Origin of the sequence: Massilia sp. 9I (assembly GCF_902506415.1) — a bacterium.
Taxonomy (GTDB): Bacteria; Pseudomonadota; Gammaproteobacteria; order Burkholderiales; family Burkholderiaceae_D; genus Telluria.
In genome coordinates, this window is the sequence record NZ_LR733275.1 from 1,663,628 (window position 1) to 1,684,899 (window position 21,272).

Genomic DNA, 21,272 nt, shown 5'->3' on the forward strand with positions numbered 1-21,272 from the left:
ATCAAAGGCATTGACTTTTTCACTTGGAAAGTCTACCCATCGTCCATAATGTTATGAAATTTATAGTAATAAACGACAAGGCGCGCGACACCGTACAGCGTCGCGCGCCTTGCCTGGAAACCGCTTTGTTCGCTTAGTTTTCGTAGCGCCGCTGCACCTCGTCGTAGTGTTTTTTCAGGGTCCAGAAGGCCTGCTTTTTCTTGCCGTCGTCCGAGATCAGACCCTTGCGGTTCCAGAAGTCCTGGAAGTAGGGATGCTGGCGCCGCGGCGAGCGGAAATCGGCCAGCACCCAGGGCGTCATCCCGCGCAGGCCCGGGATCCCGGCCAGCATCCGGAACTGGTTCTGGTACAGGCGGTCCTGGTATTCCTCGCTCCAGCGCGTGTCGGCATCGGCGTGGTAGCCGCCCAGCGCATCGGCGCCGAACTCGGTGATCACCACTGGCTTGTCGAGGCGGATGTCGAAGCGGAAGTCGAGCATCTCGGCATTGCTGGCCCAGTACCAGCCGGCGTATTCGTTGAAGCTGGCGAGGTCGATCTCGCTGGCCAAGGGATCGTTGATGGTGATGTCGCGGCCCGTGCGGTGGATCTCGAGCGCGGCCGCCACCAGGCGGGTGTCGTCGAGGGCGCGCGCGGTGCGCACCAGGCTGCCCATGAAGGCATTGCGCGGCGCGCTGATCGGGGTCTCGTTCCCGACCGACCACACCACCACGCTGGCGCGGTTCTTGTCGCGCACGATCATGTCGGTCAGCTGGGTCCCGGCGTTCGCCAATGTGGCCGGGTTGGTCCACGAGATGGTCCAGTAGACCGGCACTTCGGCCCACACCATCAGGCCCATCTCGTCGGCCAGGCGGGTCATCTCCTCGCTGTGTGGATAGTGGGCCAGGCGGACGAAATTGCAGTTCAGTTCCTTGGCCCACTGCAGCAGCATGCGCATGTCGCCCTGGCCGCGCAGGCGTCCTGGAATCAGGGGGTTTTCCTCATGCAGCGAGATCCCGCGCAGGAACACCGGCTTGCCGTTCAGGAGGATGTCCTGGCCGCGCGTCTCGATGGTGCGAAAGCCGATGCGGTCGACCACCCTGTCTTCGCCAGCCATGAGTTCGACCGTGTACAGCCGGGGCTTCTCGGGCGACCAGTAGTCGAGCTTCTTGACCGGGAGCTTGATCGCGGCGCGGCCGTTCGCATCGAGCCGCACGCTGGCCTTGATGCCCGCTTCGGGGATCGCCACGGTCACCTGCTGCGCCTTGCCGCTACCGGCCATCTGCACGAAGCCTTCGATGTGGCGTGCATCGCCTTTCGCCAGCTGCAGCTTGTAGTCGGCGATGTAGGTGGCCGGCATCTCGGCCAGCAGCACGTCGCGCGTGATGCCGCCGTAGTTCCACCAGTCGGTGTTCACGGTCGGGATCTCGTCCTGGCGGCGCGTGTTGTCGGCCTTGACCACGACCACGTTGCGGCCCTTGGCCAGCTTGCCGCTGACGTCGAACTGGAAGGGTGTGAAGCCGCCCTTGTGCATGCCGAGCTTCTTGCCGTTCAGGTAGACGTGGGCTTCGTAGTTGACGGCGCCGAAATACAGCACATAGTGGCGGCCCGGTTTCGGGTCGGCCTCGAACACCTGGCGCAGCCACACGGTCCCCTCGTACAGCTGCAGCTTCTCGGCCTGCGAATTCCAGTCGCCCGGAATCTTCATGGTCGGGGCGCGCTCGAAGTCGTACTCGACCCAATCGCCCTTGTCCTTCGGCTTGCGGTCGTCGTAGAAGCCGCCCTTGCCGCTTTTGGACGCGTCGAAGGCCTGGCGGCGATAATCGTAGTAGCCGTTCTCGTAGGGGTCGATGATGTAGCTCCAGCGGCCGTTCAGGCTCAGGTGGCTGCGGCCATACACGTTCTGCAGCGGCGCCATCAGGGCGCTGTCGCGCGCCGCGGTGGCAGGCTGGCCGGCCAGCTGCACGTCGACCACCTGCGGCGGGTCGGCCGCCAGGGCCGGGCAGTGAAGCACGCAGGCGAGTAGCGCTGCGACCAGATGTCTCATCCTCTTTTCTCCTTCGGTTTTGGGAAGGTTTCCAGTTCCGTCTCGACGATGGTATCGGCAATGGATGAGCAGGTAAAGCGCAGTTCGCCTCAGGCCGCAAAGGCCTGCGCCAGTTGCGCGACGCCGGCGCGGATCTCCGCCGGCGTGAAGGCCGAGAAGCCGAGCAGCATCCCGGGACGCACCGCGCAATCCGGCCCGGCCTGCGGATGCGTGAAGTAGGAAAGCGGCCGCACATCCACGCCCGCGGCGGTGGCGCGCGCCACCGCATCGGCTTCGGCCAGGGGCCCCGTCAGATGGACGCAGACATCGAGTCCTGCATCCGTCGGGCCGCAGGCCAGCATGCCGCCCAGCTGCCGGTCGAGCGACGCCAGCATCGTCGCGCGCCGCTCCGCATACGCCTCGCGGGTACGCCGGATGTGGCGCGCAAAATGGCCCTGCCGGATGAAGTCGGCCAGCACCGCCTGCGGCACGATCGGGCTGTGGCGGTCGACCACCGCCTTGGCCTGTGCCAGCGCTTCGGCCAGCGCCGGCGGCGCCACCACATAGCCCAGGCGCAGGCCGGGGAACAGCACCTTCGAGAAGGTGCCGACGTAGATCACGCAGCCGGCGCGGTCCAGGCTTTGCAGCGAAGCGAGCGGCGGACCGGTGTAGCGGTACTCGCTGTCGTAGTCGTCCTCGACGATCCAGGCGCGCTGCACTTCGGCCCAGCGCAGCAGCTCGAGGCGGCGGGCCAGGCTCATGGTCACGCCCAGCGGCAGCTGGTGCGAGGGCGTGGCGAAGACCATGGCGGCATCCGGGAAACGGTCGGCGGCATAAGCCACGTCCATGCCCTCGGCATCCACCGGCACCAGGCAGATGCGCGCGCCCGCCACCTCGAAGGGTGCGGCGGCGCCCTGGTAGCCGGGCGACTCCAGCCACACGCCCTCGCCCGGCGCCAACAGCAGCTGGGCCAGCAGGTACAGGGCCTGCTGCGAACCGGTGGTGACGATGATCTGGTCCGGCGTGCAGCGCACCCCGCGCGAAGCGTTCAGGTAGGCGCACAGCAGTTCGCGCAGCTCGGGATGGCCGGCGCCGGCGCCGTAGCCGAGCGGCAGCGTGCGGCGGCGCCACTGCTGCGCTTCCAGCTTGCGCCAGGTCTCGAAGGGGAACAGGTCGAGGCCCGGCATGCTGGGCCGAAAGGCGCGGAGCAGCCCGTGGTGGTGGCGCACCCGCGCCATGCTCGAAGCCAGCGCCGCGCCCCGCTCCGGCAGCGGACGCATGGCGCCGCGCGCCAAATCCTCATCTCCCTGCGATGGCGCCGGCAGGGCGGCGTCCACGAAGGTGCCCTGCCCTACCCCGCCGCGCAGGTAGCCCTCGGCCGTCAGCTGTTCGTAGGCGGCCAGCACGGTCTGGCGCGACACCTGCAGCTGCTGCGCCAGCTCGCGCGTGGCGGGCAGGCGCGCCCCCGGCCGCAGGCGGCCGTGCAGGATGGCTTCCTTTAGCCGCGCATACAGCTGGCGGAACAGGGGAATGGCGGCGGCGCGGTCGAGCGGCGCGGCGGCGATGAGTTCGTGGACGAGCATGATTGGTACGCCCATCTTCGCTCGGATTGGCACTTTGAGCAAGCCAAGGTGCTGGCTAAGATGGCGGCATCACATCAACGGAGGAACGATGAAGGAGTTCGAAGCACGGGTCGCCTGGCAGCGCGCTGGCCAGGCTTTCCTGGACGGGCGCTACAGCCGCGCCCACGATTGGGAATTCGACGGCGGCCTGCGCCTGCGCGCCTCGTCCTCGCCGCTGTCGGTACCGCTGCCGATGTCCGATGCCGCGGCCGTGGATCCGGAAGAAGCGCTGGTGGCGGCGGCCTCCAGCTGCCACATGCTGTTCTTCCTGTCGCTCGCGGCAAGCCAGGGTTTTACGGTGGACAGCTACGAGGACCGCGCCGTAGGCGTGCTCGGCGCGGACGAGGATGGACGCGTGGCGATGAGCCGCATCGAGCTGCGCCCCGCGATCGTGTTCGCGGGCGAGCGCCAGCCGTCAAGCACCCAACTGGACGCCCTGCACCACGCCGCCCACGAGCGCTGCTACATCGCGAATTCGCTCAAGACCGCCGTCATCGTCATGGGGGCGCGCTGATGTACCTGCCGACCCGCCACCGCCAGCAGGACCCGCTGGCCATGCGCGCGCTGATCCGCGAGCACGCGCTGGGCATGCTCGTCACACACGACGGCGCCTTGCCGGACGCCGACCACCTTCCCTTCGAGTTCGCCGATGGTGGCGCGCAGGGACTCGGCATCCTGCGCGCCCACGTGGCGCGCGCCAACCCGCTGTGGCGCCGCGCCGGCCAGCAGGTGCTGGCGGTATTTCGCGGCCCCGCCGCCTACGTGCCGCCCGACCAGCAGGAAAAGCTCGCCACCGGCGGACGCGTAGTGCCGACCTGGGACTACCACGTGGTGCACGTGCACGGGCGCCTGCGCGCGATCGAGGAGCCGGGCTGGCTGCTCGACTTGCTGCACGGGCAAACGCAGCACCACGAGGCGGGGCTGGCGCATCCGTGGTCGGTGGCGGATGCGCCACCGGCCTATATCGACGGCATGCTCAAGGCGATCGTCGGCATCGAGATCGCGATCGAGCGCATCGAGGGCAAATGGAAAGGCGCCCCGACGGCTTGAGCCGAACGGGGCGCCCGCAGGGTGCGTGTGGCCCGTTTATTTCTTCATCGGCGTCGGCTCCTTGCCGGTCGCGGTGCTGGTGTCGTTGCCCGGCGTACCGGCCGTGCCGGTGGCGTTGCGCGCCGTGCGGGCGATCAGCTCGTCCGCTGCCAGCAGGTGCTGCTCGACGATCGGACGCATCTTCATGGCCAGGGCCTTGATGTCCGGATCCTTGATCTTGTCCATGCCGTCGCGCAGCTGTTCGTGCGTGACGCGGTGGTCGCGCCGGCCCGACTGCTTCATGTAGGTGCGGTCGAAAATGTCGCCGCTCAGGGCTTCGAGCATCGCGCCCTTGGCCTTGTGCTTGACGGTCAGCTCCTTGGGCAGCTCGACGCCCTTGGCCTGGGCCAGCGCCTGCACCTCGGCAAGCGCCTTGGTGTGCTCGTCGACCATGCGCTGGGCGTAGGCCTTGATTTCGGGATTGGCGGCCTTGGTCAGCGCCAGCTTGGCGCTCGAGATTTCGGCCATGTTGGATTGGGCCATCTCGATCAGCGAATTGCGGTCTGAGCGGTCGAGCTTGGCGGGCGCCTTGGCGGCGGGTGCGGCTGCCGGGGCAGCGGGCTGGGCGGTCTGGGCTTGCGTGGTGGCAGCGAACATGGCGCCGGCGAACGACAGCGCAAGCGCAGCGTGGATGCGCGGTCTCTTCTGCATGAAATCTCCTTGATGCACTGCGGGCCGGCGGCGCTGGCGTGCCGCCGGCATTGACTAGCTGCTGAGCATCAGCCGCTTATTTGCCAGAGGTCGTTCCCGATTTGGCGGTCGACATCTGCTGGGCAGCCTTCAGGTGCTGCTCGACGGTGGGGATCGTCTTGTCGGCCGCGGCCTTCACATCCGTATCCTTCGCGCTCTTGCTGATCTTTTGCAGCTTGGCATGGGTGGCCTTGTGGTCAGCCAGGCCGGCCTGCTTCATGTAGGCCTTGTCGAAGGCATCGCCGCTCAGCTTCTCCAGCTTGGCCGACATGGCCTTGTGCTTGGCGTCGAGTTCGGTCGGCAGGGTCACGCCCTTGGCCTGGGCCAGGGTCTGCAGATCGGACAAGGCCTTGCCGTGGTCGTCGATCATCTGCTGGGCGAAGGTCTTCACCTCGGCGTTCTGGCTCTTGCTCAGCGCCAGCTTGCCGGTTTCGACTTCGGCCATGTTGGCCACGGCCATGTCCATCATCGCCTTCTTGTCGGCGGCGCTCAGCTTGGCTGCGCCGGATGCGGTGGCGCCGGCGGCGCCCGATGCGCCCGAGGTCGACTGCATCGAGCTCGAACCGGAGGTGTGCGACTTGGCGCTGTCGGCGCGGGTGGCGCCCATCTGGCCGCTGCGGTCTTCCATGCCCTGGCTGCTGGTGTTGTTGACGGTGCCGTCGGCAGCGGTCTTGCCGGTCATGTTCTGCTTGCCGGTCGCGCTCTGGTTGCTCATGGACTGGGCGCTCTGGCCGCTGGTCTGGGCCTGGACGCCGAAGGCGCTGAACATGGCGGCGACTGCGCTCACGGCGAGCAATTTCTTCACTACTGAATTCTTCTGCATGACGTTCTCCTGTTTTTTCGATGGTATGGGCTGCCGCCAGACCTGGGCCGGCGGCGTCTCCTTCTTCTGACATCAGAAGATGTCGAGCGCTTTCGAGTGTAGCGCCGCGTATTTCGGAACAGCGCACGTTAGCCGTATCGCAATACTCGTCCGGAAAGTGACCCGTAACACGCGAAAAAAAGGCCAGTCCTGGGACTGGCCTGGAGGGTGTGCGCTGCCGTCAGCGGAAGCGCAGGGTTGCCGTCAGGTCGCCCGGCGGCCTGGCGCCGCGCGCCGCGAAGGCGGCATTGCGCGCGGCCAGGCCTTCCAGCAGCGGCAGGCCGTGCAGGCGCGTGATGAAGCGCAGGATCGAGGTGGTGTCGTAGAAATTGTGGTCGACCGCGCCGCGCTTGGCGTGCGGCGACACCACGATCGCCGGGATGCGCGAGCCCGGTCCCCAGCGGTCGCCCTGGGGCGGCGCCACGTGGTCCCACCAGCCGCCGTTCTCGTCGAAGGTGATCACCACCACCATGTCCTTCCACTGCGGCGATTTCTTCAGGTGCTCGATCACGTTGGCCACGTGGGCGTCGCCCGACTCGATGTCCGAATAGCCGGCGTGCAAGTTGAGGTTGCCCTGCGGCTTGTAGAAGGCCACCGCCGGCAGCTTGCCGGCCACCGCGTCGGCGATGAAGCGGTTCGAGATCGGGCTGTCGCCCAGGCCGCCGTCCAGCAGGTGCTGTTCGCGCGCCTTGGTGCCCGGTGCGAACTGCTTGAAGTAGTTGAAGGGCTGGTGGTGGTGCTGGAAGTTGGGGCGCTGGCCGGCGCCGCGGCCATCGAGCGCAGCCTGCCAGGCGCCGCCATACCAGGCCCAGCTCACGCCGCGCGCGGACAAGAGGTCGCCGATGGTCTGGTAGCTCTGGGGCGGCAGGGTCGACGGATCCTGCGGATCGGCCTCGCGCGCATCGCCCCCGGGCGCCGGGCGCACCCAGCTCGGCTGGTAGGGTGGCGCCATGGTGTTCACCGCGTAGCCGTCCGGCGTGATGGCGCCGGCGTGCACGTACTTGGCCTTGCCCTCGAGCGCCGACCTGGGCGAATCCGGCGCCACCGCCAGGCGCGCCCCCTGGGGGCCGTCGGCCGTGACCGCGATCTTGGATTTGGCCGGCGTCGATGCGGCGTTGAAGTACTCCGGCGTGCGGCCGCTGATCAAGAACTGGTGGTTCAGGTAGGAGCCGCCGAAGGCCGCCATGAAGAAGTTGTCGCACAGCGTGTACGCGCGTGCGATCTGCCACAGGCCCAGGTTTTCGGCCGTCTCGCCGTACTGCCCCATTACCAGGGAGCCGGAATCGCCCCAGGCCACGAAGCCGTCGTTACGCCCGCCGTTGATCTGCATCTGGTTCTGGTAGAACTGGTGGGTCAGGTCGCGCGTCACCAGGCCTTCCGGCAGCGGATGGCCTTCGGCATCCTTCAGCTTCCAGGGCGCGTTCGGCAGGCCCTGGATGTCGTCTTCCTTGACGAGGTAGTCCTTGCCGCCGAGGTTCTGGCGGCCCGGCACCATGCCGCCCCAGATCTTCGGCAGCGTCGGCAGCACCGAACCGTCGCGGTCCTTCTGCTGGAAGCGCGCGGCGGGCACGCCGGAGAGCGGCTCGGCCAGCCCGGGGAAGTCGGCGAACAGGTTATTGAAGCTGCGGTTCTCGAGGTAGATCACGACCACGTTCTTGACGTGGGCGCGCAGCTTGGCGTCCAGCGAGTTGGCGGCGCGCGGGGCGGGCTTGGCCTGCGCGCTCTCGGCCAGGCCAGGCACGGCCAGCGACAGGCCGGCGGCGGCGGCCTGCATCAGGCGCCGGCGCGCCGGATCGTCGGGGGAAGCGTCAAGGGGATCGTGGGGGGCGTGGTCGTGCACTGCCTGCTCCGTGGTGCGGGAAATCAGGCATTATCCGCGCTTTTATTGCCAGCTGGAATATTTACGGCGATATGGCGTGGCAGCGTTTGCGCGCATACCACGTCAAACGCCTGTCACATTCGGCAGGCAGAATGCGTCTGTCCTTGGGAAGGGATGCTGGCGGCGCAAGCCGCCCGACCGGGGCCGGCGGTCGTAAAAGATACCGGCACCAGTTTTCTAATACAGCGGGATCAGGATGTCGAAGGCGTTGTCGGGGCGGTTACCGTCGTGCATGGCCGGCGTGTAGCGCCGGTCGTAGCGTTCGATACGCCAGCCCTCTTCGTCGGGCGTCATGCCCAGCTGATCGATGGTGGCATAGCCGGTCAGGTAGGTTGCCTGGGTCTTCGTCACCGGACCGCGGTGGGTGACCAGGGCATAGCGGCGCTCCGGGATGCGGATGCCGATCATGTCCGGCGGCAGATTGTTCAAGTCAGGAACTTCGGCGGCGACCAATACGACGCGCACGCCATCCTTGTCCTGCAGCCTGACGGTATAGCGCAGGTGATCCTTGTTCTCGCCCAGTTCGCTTTCGCGCTCGAGGAAGCTGCTCCAGATGTCCGGCAAGTCCGCTTCCAGAACCGACATCGGACCTGCAAGTGGCAGCCCGGCAAGCTTCATTTCAGGTAGGTTAACGGTCGTGATGTGCATGGTGTTGGCTACGCAAGTGGACGAAGAAAATTATAGCCTTAACTCAGTGACAATATTGCCACGCACGCAATCGTGCGCACCTATTTTTCCTAATCTGGCAGGACAAATGTGCAACAACGCACACAAGCGTATTGACCAGCATCCGTAAAGGCTTGTTGAATACACATATCCCGCCTTCGCAGCAGTCCAGGCACGGTTTTTTGCAGTTCGTCGCAAACGGCAACCCGGCGTTTTTCACGTCCCTACAATGGACTCATACCAACACACCACCGGAGAACACCATGCAACGCCTGATCCTCGCCGCTGTCCTGTCCATCGCTTCGCTGAGCGCCCATGCCGATGAGCAGGCGCGTAGCGTTTCGCCGTTCAAGGGCATCTCCGTGCACGGCCCGGTCAGCCTGACGGTGGAAGCCGGAAAATCGTATTCGCTGAAGGTGTATGGCGACCCGCGCTTCATCGCCCGCGTCACCAGCGAAGTGGTGGACGGCGAACTGCGCCTGGACATGAAGGACAGCTCGCGCAACAGCATCGAAAGCAGCGACCGGGTGGTGGTGACCATGCCGGAACTGCAGACCTTCAAGGGCGAAGGCGCTGGCGTGATGCGGCTGAACAAGATCCGCGGCGAGCGCCTGGATGTGAACTACCGCGGCGCCGGCCGCCTGGCGATCGACGGCGAAGTGCGTCAGCTGACCCTGCGCGCGCAAGGCGTGGGCGAAGTCGACACCAAGGCCCTGATCGCCCAGGAAGCCGACGTCAGCTTCGAAGGCATCGGTTCGGTCAACATCTACGCCAAGGACAAGCTCAATGCCAACGTGCGCGGCATGGGCAACCTCACCTACTACGGCAACCCGCGCGTGGTGAACAAGTCGGTGTCGGGCATCGGCAGCGTGGTGGCGGTCAAGTAAGGATGTAAAACCCGCTCAGCGGTTGGCGATGTCGAGCAAGACCTCGGCATGGCAGGGACCGTCGAGCGGGCACCAGCAGGCCAGGTTGCGGCCGCGCAACTCAAGGCGCGCCGCTTCCGCCAGCCGGCGTCCGGCCGGGTCCTCTTCCACCCAGCGCCGGAAGGCGGCAACGGCTTCCGGGATGTTCGGCATCGCGATGTAGCGCTCGCCGACCGGCGTGCCCGGCGCCACGTCAGGCGCCACCGAGAACGGATTGCCCCAGCGTCCGGGACGCGCCACCGACACCGTGTTCGGCGGCAGCTTCCAGCCCTTCTTCCTGCTCAGTTTCACACGTACCGGTTTCATTCTGCTCCCGCCTCTGGTTTGGCCTGCTGGTTCAGGAAGGCCAGCAGCCCGCGCATGGTTTCGCGCTGCGCCGTATAAATGATAAACCGCCCCTGCTGGCGCGGCACGACCAGGCCGGCGTGGCTCAGCTCCTTCAGGTGGAAGGACAGCGAGGACGCCGGCATGCGCAGGCTTGACGCGATCCGGCTCGCCGCCATGCCGTGCTGGCCGGCCTGCACCAGCAAGCGGTAGGCGGCCAGCCGCGATTCCTGGGCCAGCGCCGCCAGCGCCGCGATCGCGGTCCGATTGTCCATCGGGGCTTGCTTGCTCATGTCCGCTCCTGTCGAAGTAGTAGCCGTGCGGGTCGCACCCTTCGAAGGATATCGAAACGATTTGACCAGATGATGACATCCGGCATGAATAGCGCGCCTGCGGTAGAGTCATGGCTTGCGCAGCACCGCATCGGGAGAACGGCTTTGTCAGCAGCACGCAGGACCATCGGCATCCTCGCCATCACGCAGATCGCGTCATGGGGAGCCCTGTACTATGCCTTCGCGGTGCTGGCGCCCGATATCCGGCGCGAGCTGGGCATCTCCTCCGAAACCGCGTTCGCGGCCTATTCCTGGAGCCTGCTGGTATCGGGCGTCGCGGCCACGCCGATCGGCGCCATGGTCGACCGCCACGGCGGCCGCTTCGTCATGGCGGCGGGTTCGCTGGTCAGCGCCGCCGGCCTGGCCTGGCTGTCGCGCTGCACCACCAACGCTTCCTACTTCGGCGCCTGGACCGTGATCGGCGTGGCGATGTCGCTGACCCTGTACGAGGCGGCTTTCGCCACCATCAACCGCAAGGTCGCGGTGGGCGCGCCGCGCGCCATCTCGACACTGACCCTGTTCGCCGGCTTCGCCAGCAGCATCTTCTGGCCGCTCACGATGGCGCTCGCCTCGCGCCTGGGCTGGCGCGACACCTACCTTGCCTATGCCTCGCTGCAGCTGGTGGTCTGCCTGCCGCTGCACCTGGGCCTCGGCCGCGACGCGCCCCATCCCCCTGCCGCGCCGGACGCGCCGCGCGACAGCCACACGCTGGGCGAAGCGGTGCGCCATCCAGCCTTCTGGAAGCTGGCGCTGGCCTTCGCCGCCAATGTCTTCATCTTCACCGCGCTGGCGCTGCACCTGATCCCGCTGCTGCGCACCCTGGGCCATCCGGCCGCCACCGCCGTGGCGCTGGCCGCGATGATCGGGCCGATGCAGGTCGTCGGCCGCATCGGCGAGCGCACGCTGGCCAAGGGCGCCACGCCGCAGGCGGTCGGCCGCATCGTGTTCGCCACCCTGCCCTTCGGACTGCTGGCGCTGGCGCTGCTCGGTACCGAGGCCTGGGCGGTGGCGCTGTTCTGCGCGCTCTACGGCATGAGCAACGGCGTGCTGACGATCGTGCGCGGGACGCTACCGCGCGTAATGTTCGGCGCCCGCCACTACGGCGCGATCAGCGGCGCCTTGTCGGTGCCGTCGCTGCTGGCGCGCGCCGCCGGGCCGCTGGTCGCCGCGGCGGTGCTGTCGACTGCGTCCGGGCCGATGCTGCTGCCGCTGGCGCTGTTCGGCTGCGGTGTCGCCTCGCTGCTGCTCTATCTGTCGGCGGTCGGCGCACCCACGCCTGAACGCCGCCTCGCCTGAGGCGCTTCAATCCTGCAGGCGCAGCTCCCAGTAGCCGACGTCGACCCAGCGCCCGAACTTGCGTCCCACTTCGCTGAAGTGGGCCACTTTGCGAAAGCCCAGCTTCTCGTGCAGCGCCACGCTACGCTCGTTCGGCTGGGCGATCCCGCCGATCACCATGTGCACGTCGAGAAGGCGCAGCGCATCGAGCAGCGCGCGGTACAGCAGCGTGCCCAGGCCGCGGCCGGCCTCCTGCATGTCGAGGTAGACCGAGCTTTCCACCGAGGTGCGGTAGGCGGGACGGGCACGCCATTTGGTGGCGTAGGCATAGCCCACCGGACGGCCGTCGCGGCAGGCCACCAGCCAGGGCAGGCCGGCGGCCGCCACGTCGGCGATGCGCTGGGCCATGTCGGCGGCGGCTACCTGCTGCTCTTCGAAGCTGATGGTGGTGCCGGCGATGTAGGGGTTGTAGATGGCGCAGAAAGCGGCGGCATCCTCAAGCGTGGCAGGGCGGATGATGATCTCGGACATGAGGCCATTATAGGCCGGGCTCGAACACGACCGTGCAGCCTGCGCGCAGGGTGTTGTGCACCTCGGCCACCGCATCGGTCTCGGCCAGCAGGCGGGCGACGTCCCCGGGTGAAGCGGGCGAACGCACCGTGGCGCGATAGCGGATATTGGTGGCGGCCAGGCCGACGCCGGGGAAGTCCGCGCTGGCTTCGACCTGCACGCCCTCCAGCACGATGCCGAGCCGCCGCGCTTCGCGATACAGGTCGTTGCAGTAGCAGGTAGCCAGCGCCAGCATCAGGAATTCGCCGCCGTTGACGCCCGAGCCGGGGCCTGAAGCCTTCGTTGGTACCTGCAGCGACTGGCGCGATCCCTCGGTGTCCACGGCAACTTGGTGCGCCGTAGCGGAGTTGTCGACAAAGGCAGTGATGCGCATGGCGTTCTCCCAAGCCCGGGATGGGCTGGGACCATGCTAGCGCAGCTAGCGCCGGGCCGCATCCATCCGTGGCAGGAACACGGCCAGGATGCCGAACAGCGGCAGGAAGGAGGCGATCCGGTACACGGTCTCGATACCGGTGCTGTCCGCGATGGCACCCATCGCCGCCGCCCCAATGCCGCTGATGCCGAACATCAGGCCGAAGAACAGGCCCGCGATCATGCCGACCTTGTTCGGCACCAGCTCCTGCGCGAACACCACGATGGCCGAGAAGGCCGACGACATCACCAGCCCGATCACCACCGACAGCACCGCGGTCCAGAACAGGTTCGCGTAGGGCAGCGCCAAGGCGAAGGGCGCCGCGCCCAGGATCGAGAACCAGATCACGCGCTTGCGGCCGATGCGGTCGCCGATCGGCCCGCCCGCGAAGGTCCCCGCCGCCACCGCGGCCAGGAACAGGAACAGATAGCCCTGCGCCGCCTCCACCGACACGTGGAATTTCTCGATCAGGAAGAAGGTGTAGTAGCTCGACAGGCTGGACATGTAGATGTACTTCGAGAACACCAGCAGCGCCAGCACCGTCAGGGCCCAGATCACGCGCCGGCGCGGCAGGCCAGGGCCCGCGTGCACCGCGATCTTCTTCGTCACATTACGCAGGTGCCCCGCGTACCAGCGGCTGACCTGGAACAGCACCACCACCGCCAGCACCACCAGCAGCATCAGCCAGGCGATCCTGCCCTGCCCGCTGCCGACGATGATGGCGGCCGCCAGCAAGGGCCCGAAGGCCGAGCCCAGGTTGCCGCCCACCTGGAACAGCGACTGCGCGAAGCCGAAGCGCCCGCCCGAGGCAAGGCGCGCGACGCGCGAGGCTTCCGGGTGGAAGGTCGAGGAACCGAGGCCGATCAGGCCGGCCGCCAGCAGGAGCATCGGGAAGCTGCCGGCCACCGACAGCAGCGCGACGCCGCCCAGCGTGGCGCACATGCCGACCGGCAGCAGGAAGGGAATTGGGCGCTTGTCGGTGTACAGGCCGATCCAGGGCTGCAGGAGCGAGGCGGTGCACTGGAAGGTCAGCGTGATCAGGCCGATCTGGGTGAAGCTGAGCGCGAATTCGTGCTTGAGCAGCGGGTAGATCGCGGGCAGGACGGCCTGCACGCAGTCGTTCAGCAGGTGGACGAAGGCGACGGAGAAGAGGATTTGCATCACCGCACCAGGGGGCGCGGTGGGTGAGGAAGAGGAAGGTGGCGACATTGGCAAATCAGGTGTGACGGCTACCCAGTCTACACCGGGCGGCGCTAGGGCGCTGCGGCCGCGTTTTGTGCGTAGCGCGCCGGTGGCACCCCGACGTGGCGGGAAAACGCGACGCTGAAGGCGCTGGCCGAGCCGTAGCCGACCCGCTGCGCCACCTCGGCGACGCCGCTGCTCCCGCGTCGCAACAGGGAGCGCGCCATCGCCATGCGCCAATTGAGCAGGTATTCCATCGGCGCGATCCCGAGCGCGCGACTGAAACGCTCGAAGAAGGTGGAGCGCGACAGCGCCGCTTCCTTGGCCAGTTCCGCCACCGTCCAGCCACGTGCCGGATCCTCGTGCAATCGCCGCAGGGCGCCCGCCAAGCGCGGGTCGGCCAGTCCGCGCAGCAGGCCGGGGGCGCCGTTCTCGATGCCGCCCGAGCGCAGGGCCTCGATCAGCAGCACTTCCAGCAGCCTGGCGAGCAAGACCTCGCGCGCCGGCCGCGCTGCACGGAACTCGTCGCCGACCAGACCCACGATGGCGCCCAGGCGCTGGTCGCCGCGCACGTGCACCAGTTCGGGCAGCAGCGACACGAGTAGCGCCGCATCGGGCGAACCGAAGCTGCAGTAGCCGACCAGCAGCCGGACATCCGGCGCGCCGTGCTGGACGCCGTGGCGGATCTCGCCCTCGCGCAGCACCGGCGGCGCCTGGTCCGCATCGACCGGTCCTTCGTCCAGACTGGAGACGGTGAAGTCGCGCGCCGCCGGGATCAGGACGAAATCGTCCTGCTGCAGACGAAGCGGTGCATGAGCGCCGGCCACGAGCCGGCAGCCGCCCTCGAGGACCAGGCAGAAAAACGGGCGCCCCGTCTCCGAACGCTGCACACGCCAGCGACCGGCGCCGGTGACGTATTTCGAGAAGGGCGCGCCAGGCTGGAGCAGCAGCACGAGTTCGGCAAAGGGATCGACCATGTTTGGACGCTCGCAAATGAAAGGTGTACTTCCGATTATATCCAGTCCGACCCGAAGATCCTATCCTGTTTCTACCAACCACCACCAAGGAGCTGCACCATGCCTACCGTCCTCATCACCGGCTGCTCGTCCGGATTCGGCCTCGAGACCGCCCGCCACTTCCTCGAACGCGACTGGAACGTCGTCGCCACCATGCGCACGCCGCGCGCCGGCCTGCTGCCGGCGTCCCCGCGGCTGCGCATCGTCCCGCTCGACGTGACCGACGAGGCCAGCGTCCGGCGCGCGGTAGAGTTGGCGGGACCGGTCGACGTCCTGGTCAACAACGCCGGCATCGGCCTGCTGGGCGTGTTCGAGACTACCCCGCCGGCCACCCTGCGCGAACTGTTCGATACCAACGTGCTGGGCGCGATGGCGATGGCGCAGGCGCTGCTGCCGCAGTTCCGCGAACGCGGCGCCGGTGTCATCATCAACGTCTCGTCCAGCACGACGCTGCTGCCGCTGCCGCTGCTGGCCGCTTACACCGCCAGTAAAGCGGCAATGAACGCCTGGACCGAATCGCTTGCGCTGGAACTGCGGCCCATCGGCGTGCGCACCCACGTGGTCTTGCCGGGACGCTCACCCGAAACCGCGTTTGCAAGCAATGCCGCGCCGCGCATGCACGCCGGCGTGCCGGAGGCCTATGCGGCTTTTGTGGAAGGCGTATTCGCAGGCCGTGGCGGCGACGGGCCGGTCACGCATGCGGCGGATGTGGTGGAAGCGGTGTGGCGGGTGGCAAACGATCCGGGCGCGCCGCTGCGCATCCCGGCCGGCGCCGATGCGGTGGCGCTGGCCTGATCATCCGGTCAGCGCGGAGTTGGCGGCGATGCCTCAGCCGCCGCCCGTGCAGTGCTGCGGTACTTCCTTCGCCAGCTTCTGCATGTCGAGTGTCGCCCAGGCGCCGTCGACCTTCTCTTCGAACTTGTCGAAGCTGTAAACGAACATGGACTTGCCGTTGGCGAAGAAGGCCGGGCAACCGTAGCGGTCGCGAGCGATATAGCCCTCGACCATGCGGTCCGGCCATTCGTCGCCAGGGTACTGCGGATGCGCGCGTGCTTCGACACGGGCCTTGCCGAAGACCGGATCGTCGGAACTGGTCGATGTCGACTTGCCGGACTGGCCCAGTCCCGGCACGCGCAGGCCGCCGGCGGCCTTGGCCGCGCTGCCCAGGTTGATCAGGCGATCGGCCCAGCTTTGCGCCTGTGCGGCTTGCTGGCTCGAGGCGCCAAGGATCAGCGCGAAAATTAGGGAGACAGGTGCTTTTTTCATGATGCGACCGCCTCAGTGCGATGCATACGCGGCCGGACCGAGCTTGCGCAGGAGGCTGATGTTCGCCTGCTGTTCCTTGGTCAGCTTCGCGTATTGCTTGGCCACGTCCGCCTTGGACGCCATGGATTCGTAGGTCAGGTGCATGGACGCATCCAGCAAGGCGTAGGTCGCCAGGCCGAATTCCTTCGGTGTGAAGCCATGCTTGAGGACCAGGGCCTTGGCCTGTGGACGACGTTCGATGCTGAGGATGAAGCGTTCGACCGGAAGCTCGCCCTTGACGCGGTACTTGTCGTCTTCTTTTTCCTGGGCCGGCGTATCTTCCGGCAGGTCGGCCTGCTCGATCGCCTTGTTAGCGGCTTTCAGCTTCTGTACGACAGCTGCCGTCAAGACGTAGTGGTCGTCCGGGGTGGAGGCCTTGGCCGTCGCGATGCTCAAGGATACGGAGAGCAAGGCTGCAATACCGGAGCGGAAAAAATGCTGTATGTGAATCCCTTCGATGAAATGGACCGCGAAGTATAGGGATCGCACGCAGCGGGGGAAAGGCTTCAAGCCACAGTTCCCCCACAGGTGGTGTGCTACGGATGCATCACCGGCTCAGTCGAACTTGCTGAAGTCCGGCTTGCGCTTTTCAAAGAAGGCGGTAAAGGCTTCCTTCGCTTCCGGCGCCAGTAGCATGGCGGCGAAGCGTTCGTTCTCGGCGGCGATCGCGCCCTGGATGGCGTCGGTGCGTGGACGCTTCATCAGCGCCTTGGTCGTGCGGATCGAGGCGGCCGGCAGCGCCACCAGCTTAGCGGCCTGCTGTTCTGCGAAAGCGCGCAACTCGGCGGCCGGCAGCACGCGGGTGATCAGGCCCATCTCGAAGGCTTCCTGGGCGCCGAAGGCTTCGCCCAGCAGCAGCTTCTCGGCCGCGCGCGGGTAGCCGGCCAGCTGTGGCAGCAGCAGCGAGGATGCGAATTCCGGGCACAGGCCGAGTTGGGTGAAGGGCACCGAGAACTTGGCGTTGTCGGCGGCGTAGACCAGGTCGCAGTGCATCAGCATGGTGGTGCCGATGCCGATCGCGGCGCCGGCGACGGCCGCGATCACCGGCTTGGTCGAGCCGTTCAGCGCGCGCATGAACTGGAACACCGGGCGGTTCTCGGCCGGCACGCCTGGGACCGGGGCCGAGTTCTTCATGAAGTCGTCGAGGTCGTTACCAGCGGTGAAGATCTCGGGTTTGCCGGCGATGAGGATGGCGCGCACGGCGGTGTCGCTCTCGGCGTCGATCAGCGCGTCGGCCATCGACTGGTACATCGCGGCGGTGATCGCGTTCTTGCGTTCGAGGCGGTTGAATTCGATGGTCAAAAGGCCGTTGGCCTTGGTGATCAGCATGTCCATGTCTGGAGTCTCCCGTTTATTCTGAGTCTGGTTGGACGCGTGGGCGGGAGACCCGCCCACCCTACGAAGGGCTCGCGGTTCTCCCGCCCACGCGGTACTGCTTACCTGATGCTTATACGCGTTCGATGATGCCTGCCGCGCCCATGCCGGCGCCGACGCACATCGTCACCATGCCGTACTTCAGGTTGTTGCGGCGCAGTGCGTGCACGACGGTCGCGGCGCGGATGGCGCCGGTCGCGCCCAGCGGGTGGCCCAGGGCGATCGCGCCGCCCATCGGGTTGACCTTGCTGGTGTCCAGGCCGAGGTCGCGGATCACAGCCAGCGCCTGGGCGGCGAAGGCTTCGTTCAGCTCGATCCAGTCCAGCTGGTCCTGGGTGATGCCGGCCGCGGCCAGCGCTGCGGGAATCGCGACCTTGGGGCCGATGCCCATGATCTCCGGCGGCACGCCGCGCACGGCGAACGAGGAGAACTTGGCCAGCGGGGTCAGGTTGTGCTCTTTCAGGATCTTCTCGCTGACGACGATCAGCGCACCGGCGCCGTCCGACATCTGCGACGAGGTCGCGGCGGTCACCGAGCCCTTGGCGGCGAACACCGGCTTCAGCTTGGCCATGCCTTCCATCGAGGCGTCGGCGCGCGGGCCTTCGTCCAGGTCGACGGTGCGGCGCTTGACCGTGATTTCACCGGTGGCCAGGTTCGGGGTGCGGGTGACGATTTCGACCGGGGTGATCTCGTCCTTGAAGTACCCGGCCTGCTGGGCGGCGATGGCGCGGCGGTGCGATTCCAGGCCGAAGGCGTCCTGGTCTTCGCGCGACACCTTCCACTGCTCGGCCACCTTCTCGGCGGTCAGGCCCATGCCGTAGGCCAGGCCCACGTTCTCGTCCTTGAACGTTTCCATGTTAATCGAAGGATGGTGGCCCATCATCGGGACCATCGACATCGATTCGACGCCGCCGGCGATCATCACGTCGGCTTCGCCCACGCGGATGCGGTCCGCGGCCATGGCCAGGGCGGTGATGCCCGAGGCGCAGTAGCGGTTGACGGTGACGCCGCCCACGGTGTTCGGCAGGCCTGCCAGCACCACCGCGTTACGCGCCACGTTGAAGCCCTGCTCCGCTTCCGGGAACGAGCAGCCGACGATGGCGTCGACGATCAGGGCCGGATCCAGGTTCGGCACGGCCGCCATGGCGCCGCGGATGGCGTGCACCAGCAGGTCGTCCGGACGGGTCTTGTTGAAGAAGCCGCGCGGCGCCTTGCCGATCGGGGTACGGGTCGCTGCGACGATGTATGCGTCTTGAAGTTGTTTGCTCATGATTGGTCGTCCTGTTCTTTGTCAGCGACTTAGTTACGCACTGGCTTACCGGTCTGCATCATGCCCATGATGCGTTCCTGGGTTTTCGGGTTGCCCAGCAGCTCGATGAAGGCCTTGCGCTCCATGTCGAGCAGCCACTGCTCGGACACGACGCTGCCCTGGTCGACGTCACCGCCGGTCACGATCTCGGCGATCATGTCGCCCAGCTTGAAGTCGTAGGCCGAGATGAAGCCGCCGTCGCGCATGTTGACCAGCTGGCCGCGGATGGTCGCCCAGCCGTAGCGGCCGGTGACGGTGATCGGACGGCGCGCCGGGGCGCGGTAGCCTGCGTCGAACATGGCGCGCGCGGTGGTCTTCGCCACGTGCAGCAGTTCGTACGGGTTGAAGACGATGACGTCGTCTTCCTTCAGGTAGCCCATGGCCTTCGCTTCCAGGGCCGATTTCGACACCTGCGCGGTGGCCGCGTTGGTGAAGCCGGTCTTCAGGAATTGCAGGATGTCGTTGCCTTTGGCTTCGGTGAAGGCGCGCACTGCCGCTTCCTTCAGGCCGCCGCCGGCCGGCACCAGGCCGACGCCGACTTCGACCAGGCCGATGTAGGATTCGATCGAGGCCACGCGCTTGGAGGCGTGCAGCATCATCTCGCAACCGCCGCCCAACGCCAGGCCAGCGACAGCGGCCACCACCGGGATGTTCGAGTACTTCATCTGCATGAACACGTTCTGCAGGTCGCGCACCATCGGGTCCATCGCCTTGGCGCCGCCCATCATGAAGGCCGGCATGGCCGACTGCAGGTCGGCGCCGGCCGAGAAGGCGCCGCCTTCGGCCGCATCGGTATTCCAGATCACCAGGCCCTTGTAGCCTTTTTCGGCTTCGGCCATGCCGCGCTGCAGGCCCTTCACCACGCCTTCGCCGATGACGTGCATCTTGGTCTTGAGCGAGATGACCAGCACTTCGTCGTCCGCGTGCCACAGGCGCACCGAGTCGTCCTCGAACACGGTGGTGCCGGCAGTCTTCGGGTCGATGGTGGTCGAACCGACCACCGGTGCACGGAACTGCTGGCGCTTGTAGACCGGCAGGTCGGACAGCGGAACATACGCGTTCTTCGAGACCGAGTACGAACCTTCGGCGGTGTGCACGCCCTTCTCTGCGACCGGGCCTTCGAACACCCAGCTTGGCAGCGGCGTGTTGGTCAGCGCCTTGCCGGCGTCGATGTCTTCCTTGACCCACTGGGCGATCTGGGTCCAGCCGGCGGCCTGCCAGGTCTCGAACGGGCCGACGCTCCAGCCGAAGCCCCAGCGCATCGCGAAATCGACGTCGCGCGCGTTGTCGGCGATGGTGTCGAGGTGGACCGAGATGTAGTGGAAAGCGTCGCGGAAGATCGCCCACAGGAACTGCGCCTGCGGGTTGGTCGATTCGCGCATGGCCTTGAACTTCTTGACCGGGTCCTTTTCTTTCAGGATGCGGGCGACGATGTCGGCCGCTTTCGCGCCGCTCGGCACGTATTCGCCGGTGGCGAAGTCGAGACGCTGGATCTCCTTGCCGACCTTTTTATAGAAGCCGCCGCCGGCCTTCTGGCCCAGCGCGCCCTTCTCGATCAGCTTGGCCAGCACGTCCGGGGTCTTGTACAGGCTGAAGAACGGATCGTCCTGCAGGGTGTCCTGCATGGTCTTGATCACGTGGCCCATGGTGTCCAGGCCGACGACGTCGGCGGTGCGGAAGGTGCCCGATTTCGCGCGGCCCAGCTTGGCGCCGGTCAGGTCGTCGACCACGTCCACCGACAGGCCGAACTTCTCGGCTTCGTGGATGGTGGCCAGCATGCCGAAGATACCGACACGGTTGGCGATGAAGTTCGGGGTGTCTTTTGCACGCACCACGCCCTTGCCCAGGGTCGAGGTCAGGAAGGTCTCGAGCTGGTCGAGGATTTCCGGACGGGTGCTGGTGGTCGGGATCAGTTCGACCAGGTGCATGTAGCGCGGCGGGTTGAAGAAGTGGACGCCGCAGAAGCGCGCTTTCAGTTCTTCGTCGAAGCCTTCGGCCAGCTTGTTGATCGACAGGCCCGAGGTGTTCGAGGCGAAGATCGCGTTCGGGGCGATGTGCGGAGCGACCTTCTTGTACAGGTCGTGTTTCCAGTCCATGCGCTCGGCGATGGCTTCGATGATCAGGTCGCAGCCGGCCAGCACGTCGAGGTTGTCCTCGTAGTTGGCCACTTCGATCAGGGACGCGTCATCCTTGTTGCCCAGCGGGGCCGGCGACAGCTTCTTCAGGCCTTCGATGGCCTTCAGGACGATGGCGTTCTTGTTACCTTCCTTGGCCGGCAGGTCGAACAGCACGACCGGCACTTTCGCGTTCACGCAGTGCGCAGCGATCTGCGCGCCCATCACGCCGGCGCCCAGCACGGCGACTTTCTTGACGATGAAATTGGACATTCTTGAATCCTTTTTAGTACCCGCTGCCTTTGCTCCGTCATCCCCGCGTA

The 21,272-nt window shown here is 66.7% G+C and carries 22 protein-coding genes; 5 read left to right on the forward strand and 17 right to left on the reverse strand.

The window, feature by feature from the left end; all coding sequences use genetic code 11:
• Nucleotides 1-133 precede the first annotated feature (133 nt).
• Nucleotides 134-2,023: a glycoside hydrolase family 2 protein gene (locus GV068_RS07555; RefSeq protein WP_159696747.1), complete on the reverse strand. Its 1,890-nt coding sequence runs from the start codon at nt 2,021-2,023 to the stop codon at nt 134-136.
• A gap of 89 nt (nt 2,024-2,112) precedes the next feature.
• Nucleotides 2,113-3,600, reverse strand: coding sequence for a PLP-dependent aminotransferase family protein (locus GV068_RS07560; RefSeq protein ID WP_229463883.1), 1,488 nt, complete (start codon nt 3,598-3,600; stop codon nt 2,113-2,115).
• 73 nt (nt 3,601-3,673) lie between these two features.
• Here GV068_RS07560 and GV068_RS07565 point away from each other — a divergent pair, with 73 nt between their 5' ends.
• The gene (locus GV068_RS07565) at nt 3,674-4,138 is read left to right on the forward strand and encodes an OsmC family protein (RefSeq protein WP_159696748.1); all 465 of its coding nucleotides are present in this window, start codon (nt 3,674-3,676) and stop codon (nt 4,136-4,138) included.
• The gene (locus GV068_RS07570) at nt 4,138-4,674 is read left to right on the forward strand and encodes an FMN-binding negative transcriptional regulator (protein ID WP_159696749.1); all 537 of its coding nucleotides are present in this window, start codon (nt 4,138-4,140) and stop codon (nt 4,672-4,674) included. Before GV068_RS07565 ends, GV068_RS07570 begins: the two co-directional genes overlap by 1 nt.
• 36 nt (nt 4,675-4,710) lie before the next feature.
• Here GV068_RS07570 and GV068_RS07575 read toward each other — a convergent pair whose 3' ends face one another.
• From GV068_RS07575 to GV068_RS07590, 4 genes are all read right to left on the reverse strand, one after another.
• Entirely contained in the window at nt 4,711-5,364 is a 654-nt protein-coding gene (locus GV068_RS07575; protein ID WP_229463885.1) for a DUF4142 domain-containing protein, read from the reverse strand.
• A 76-nt stretch (nt 5,365-5,440) separates the two neighbouring features.
• Nucleotides 5,441-6,226: a DUF4142 domain-containing protein gene (locus GV068_RS07580; RefSeq protein WP_159696751.1), complete on the reverse strand. Its 786-nt coding sequence runs from the start codon at nt 6,224-6,226 to the stop codon at nt 5,441-5,443.
• A 220-nt stretch (nt 6,227-6,446) separates the two neighbouring features.
• Entirely contained in the window at nt 6,447-8,105 is a 1,659-nt protein-coding gene (locus GV068_RS07585; protein ID WP_229463887.1) for an acid phosphatase, read from the reverse strand.
• 216 nt (nt 8,106-8,321) lie between these two features.
• Complete coding sequence (locus GV068_RS07590; RefSeq protein ID WP_159696752.1) at nt 8,322-8,792, reverse strand: GyrI-like domain-containing protein; 471 nt, start codon at nt 8,790-8,792, stop codon at nt 8,322-8,324.
• A 281-nt stretch (nt 8,793-9,073) separates the two neighbouring features.
• On the opposite strand from GV068_RS07590, the gene GV068_RS07595 reads away from it, so the two are divergent.
• Nucleotides 9,074-9,697 (forward strand): GIN domain-containing protein, encoded by a 624-nt coding sequence (locus GV068_RS07595; protein WP_159696753.1) that lies wholly within the window; start codon nt 9,074-9,076, stop codon nt 9,695-9,697.
• Nucleotides 9,698-9,712: 15 nt separating this feature from the next.
• On the opposite strand, the gene GV068_RS07600 is transcribed toward GV068_RS07595, so the two are convergent.
• Both GV068_RS07600 and GV068_RS07605 read right to left on the reverse strand, forming a co-directional pair.
• Nucleotides 9,713-10,042 carry a DUF4326 domain-containing protein gene (locus tag GV068_RS07600; protein ID WP_159696754.1) on the reverse strand — a complete coding sequence of 110 codons (330 nt, stop codon included), beginning with the start codon at nt 10,040-10,042 and terminating at the stop codon, nt 9,713-9,715.
• The gene (locus tag GV068_RS07605) at nt 10,039-10,335 is read right to left on the reverse strand and encodes a helix-turn-helix transcriptional regulator (RefSeq protein ID WP_159704709.1); all 297 of its coding nucleotides are present in this window, start codon (nt 10,333-10,335) and stop codon (nt 10,039-10,041) included. The genes GV068_RS07600 and GV068_RS07605 overlap by 4 nt, the downstream gene beginning before the upstream one ends.
• 162 nt (nt 10,336-10,497) lie before the next feature.
• Here GV068_RS07605 and GV068_RS07610 point away from each other — a divergent pair, with 162 nt between their 5' ends.
• On the forward strand, nt 10,498-11,688 hold the full coding sequence (locus tag GV068_RS07610; RefSeq protein ID WP_159696755.1) for an MFS transporter: 1,191 nt from the start codon (nt 10,498-10,500) through the stop codon (nt 11,686-11,688).
• A 6-nt stretch (nt 11,689-11,694) separates the two neighbouring features.
• On the opposite strand, the gene GV068_RS07615 is transcribed toward GV068_RS07610, so the two are convergent.
• The 4 genes from GV068_RS07615 to GV068_RS07630 form a co-directional block, all read right to left on the reverse strand.
• Complete coding sequence (locus GV068_RS07615; RefSeq protein ID WP_201303256.1) at nt 11,695-12,198, reverse strand: arsinothricin resistance N-acetyltransferase ArsN1 family B; 504 nt, start codon at nt 12,196-12,198, stop codon at nt 11,695-11,697.
• 7 nt (nt 12,199-12,205) lie between these two features.
• Nucleotides 12,206-12,610, reverse strand: coding sequence for an OsmC family protein (locus GV068_RS07620; protein ID WP_159696756.1), 405 nt, complete (start codon nt 12,608-12,610; stop codon nt 12,206-12,208).
• Between the two features lie 45 nt (nt 12,611-12,655).
• Nucleotides 12,656-13,810 carry an MFS transporter gene (locus GV068_RS07625; RefSeq protein WP_159696757.1) on the reverse strand — a complete coding sequence of 385 codons (1,155 nt, stop codon included), beginning with the start codon at nt 13,808-13,810 and terminating at the stop codon, nt 12,656-12,658.
• 92 nt (nt 13,811-13,902) lie between these two features.
• Nucleotides 13,903-14,808 (reverse strand): AraC family transcriptional regulator, encoded by a 906-nt coding sequence (locus GV068_RS07630; protein WP_159696758.1) that lies wholly within the window; start codon nt 14,806-14,808, stop codon nt 13,903-13,905.
• Nucleotides 14,809-14,907: 99 nt separating this feature from the next.
• On the opposite strand from GV068_RS07630, the gene GV068_RS07635 reads away from it, so the two are divergent.
• Nucleotides 14,908-15,642 (forward strand): SDR family oxidoreductase, encoded by a 735-nt coding sequence (locus tag GV068_RS07635; RefSeq protein WP_159696759.1) that lies wholly within the window; start codon nt 14,908-14,910, stop codon nt 15,640-15,642.
• Between the two features lie 33 nt (nt 15,643-15,675).
• Here GV068_RS07635 and GV068_RS07640 read toward each other — a convergent pair whose 3' ends face one another.
• From GV068_RS07640 to GV068_RS07660, 5 genes are all read right to left on the reverse strand, one after another.
• The gene (locus tag GV068_RS07640; RefSeq protein WP_159696760.1) at nt 15,676-16,113 is read right to left on the reverse strand and encodes a hypothetical protein; all 438 of its coding nucleotides are present in this window, start codon (nt 16,111-16,113) and stop codon (nt 15,676-15,678) included.
• Nucleotides 16,114-16,125: 12 nt separating this feature from the next.
• A complete protein-coding gene (locus tag GV068_RS07645) occupies nt 16,126-16,563 on the reverse strand; it encodes a hypothetical protein (RefSeq protein ID WP_159696761.1) in 438 nt (145 codons plus the stop codon).
• 144 nt (nt 16,564-16,707) lie between these two features.
• Complete coding sequence (locus GV068_RS07650) at nt 16,708-17,487, reverse strand: enoyl-CoA hydratase (protein ID WP_159696762.1); 780 nt, start codon at nt 17,485-17,487, stop codon at nt 16,708-16,710.
• A gap of 112 nt (nt 17,488-17,599) precedes the next feature.
• Nucleotides 17,600-18,796 carry an acetyl-CoA C-acyltransferase gene (locus tag GV068_RS07655; RefSeq protein WP_159696763.1) on the reverse strand — a complete coding sequence of 399 codons (1,197 nt, stop codon included), beginning with the start codon at nt 18,794-18,796 and terminating at the stop codon, nt 17,600-17,602.
• A 29-nt stretch (nt 18,797-18,825) separates the two neighbouring features.
• Entirely contained in the window at nt 18,826-21,222 is a 2,397-nt protein-coding gene (locus GV068_RS07660; RefSeq protein ID WP_159696764.1) for a 3-hydroxyacyl-CoA dehydrogenase/enoyl-CoA hydratase family protein, read from the reverse strand.
• Nucleotides 21,223-21,272: the final 50 nt, after the last annotated feature.

Coding starts and splice junctions, on each gene's coding strand:
- GV068_RS07625 (WP_159696757.1), bottom strand. CDS start 13,810: ATGCAAATCCTCTTCTCCGTCGCCTTCGTCCACCTGCTGAACGACTGC.
- GV068_RS07555 (WP_159696747.1), bottom strand. CDS start 2,023: ATGAGACATCTGGTCGCAGCGCTACTCGCCTGCGTGCTTCACTGCCCG.
- GV068_RS07650 (WP_159696762.1), bottom strand. CDS start 17,487: ATGGACATGCTGATCACCAAGGCCAACGGCCTTTTGACCATCGAATTC.
- GV068_RS07580 (WP_159696751.1), bottom strand. CDS start 6,226: ATGCAGAAGAATTCAGTAGTGAAGAAATTGCTCGCCGTGAGCGCAGTC.
- GV068_RS07565 (WP_159696748.1), top strand. CDS start 3,674: ATGAAGGAGTTCGAAGCACGGGTCGCCTGGCAGCGCGCTGGCCAGGCT.
- GV068_RS07560 (WP_229463883.1), bottom strand. CDS start 3,600: ATGGGCGTACCAATCATGCTCGTCCACGAACTCATCGCCGCCGCGCCG.
- GV068_RS07590 (WP_159696752.1), bottom strand. CDS start 8,792: ATGCACATCACGACCGTTAACCTACCTGAAATGAAGCTTGCCGGGCTG.
- GV068_RS07635 (WP_159696759.1), top strand. CDS start 14,908: ATGCCTACCGTCCTCATCACCGGCTGCTCGTCCGGATTCGGCCTCGAG.
- GV068_RS07640 (WP_159696760.1), bottom strand. CDS start 16,113: ATGAAAAAAGCACCTGTCTCCCTAATTTTCGCGCTGATCCTTGGCGCC.
- GV068_RS07620 (WP_159696756.1), bottom strand. CDS start 12,610: ATGCGCATCACTGCCTTTGTCGACAACTCCGCTACGGCGCACCAAGTT.
- GV068_RS07605 (WP_159704709.1), bottom strand. CDS start 10,335: ATGGACAATCGGACCGCGATCGCGGCGCTGGCGGCGCTGGCCCAGGAA.
- GV068_RS07655 (WP_159696763.1), bottom strand. CDS start 18,796: ATGAGCAAACAACTTCAAGACGCATACATCGTCGCAGCGACCCGTACC.
- GV068_RS07615 (WP_201303256.1), bottom strand. CDS start 12,198: ATGTCCGAGATCATCATCCGCCCTGCCACGCTTGAGGATGCCGCCGCT.
- GV068_RS07575 (WP_229463885.1), bottom strand. CDS start 5,364: ATGCAGAAGAGACCGCGCATCCACGCTGCGCTTGCGCTGTCGTTCGCC.
- GV068_RS07600 (WP_159696754.1), bottom strand. CDS start 10,042: ATGAAACCGGTACGTGTGAAACTGAGCAGGAAGAAGGGCTGGAAGCTG.
- GV068_RS07570 (WP_159696749.1), top strand. CDS start 4,138: ATGTACCTGCCGACCCGCCACCGCCAGCAGGACCCGCTGGCCATGCGC.
- GV068_RS07595 (WP_159696753.1), top strand. CDS start 9,074: ATGCAACGCCTGATCCTCGCCGCTGTCCTGTCCATCGCTTCGCTGAGC.
- GV068_RS07630 (WP_159696758.1), bottom strand. CDS start 14,808: ATGGTCGATCCCTTTGCCGAACTCGTGCTGCTGCTCCAGCCTGGCGCG.
- GV068_RS07660 (WP_159696764.1), bottom strand. CDS start 21,222: ATGTCCAATTTCATCGTCAAGAAAGTCGCCGTGCTGGGCGCCGGCGTG.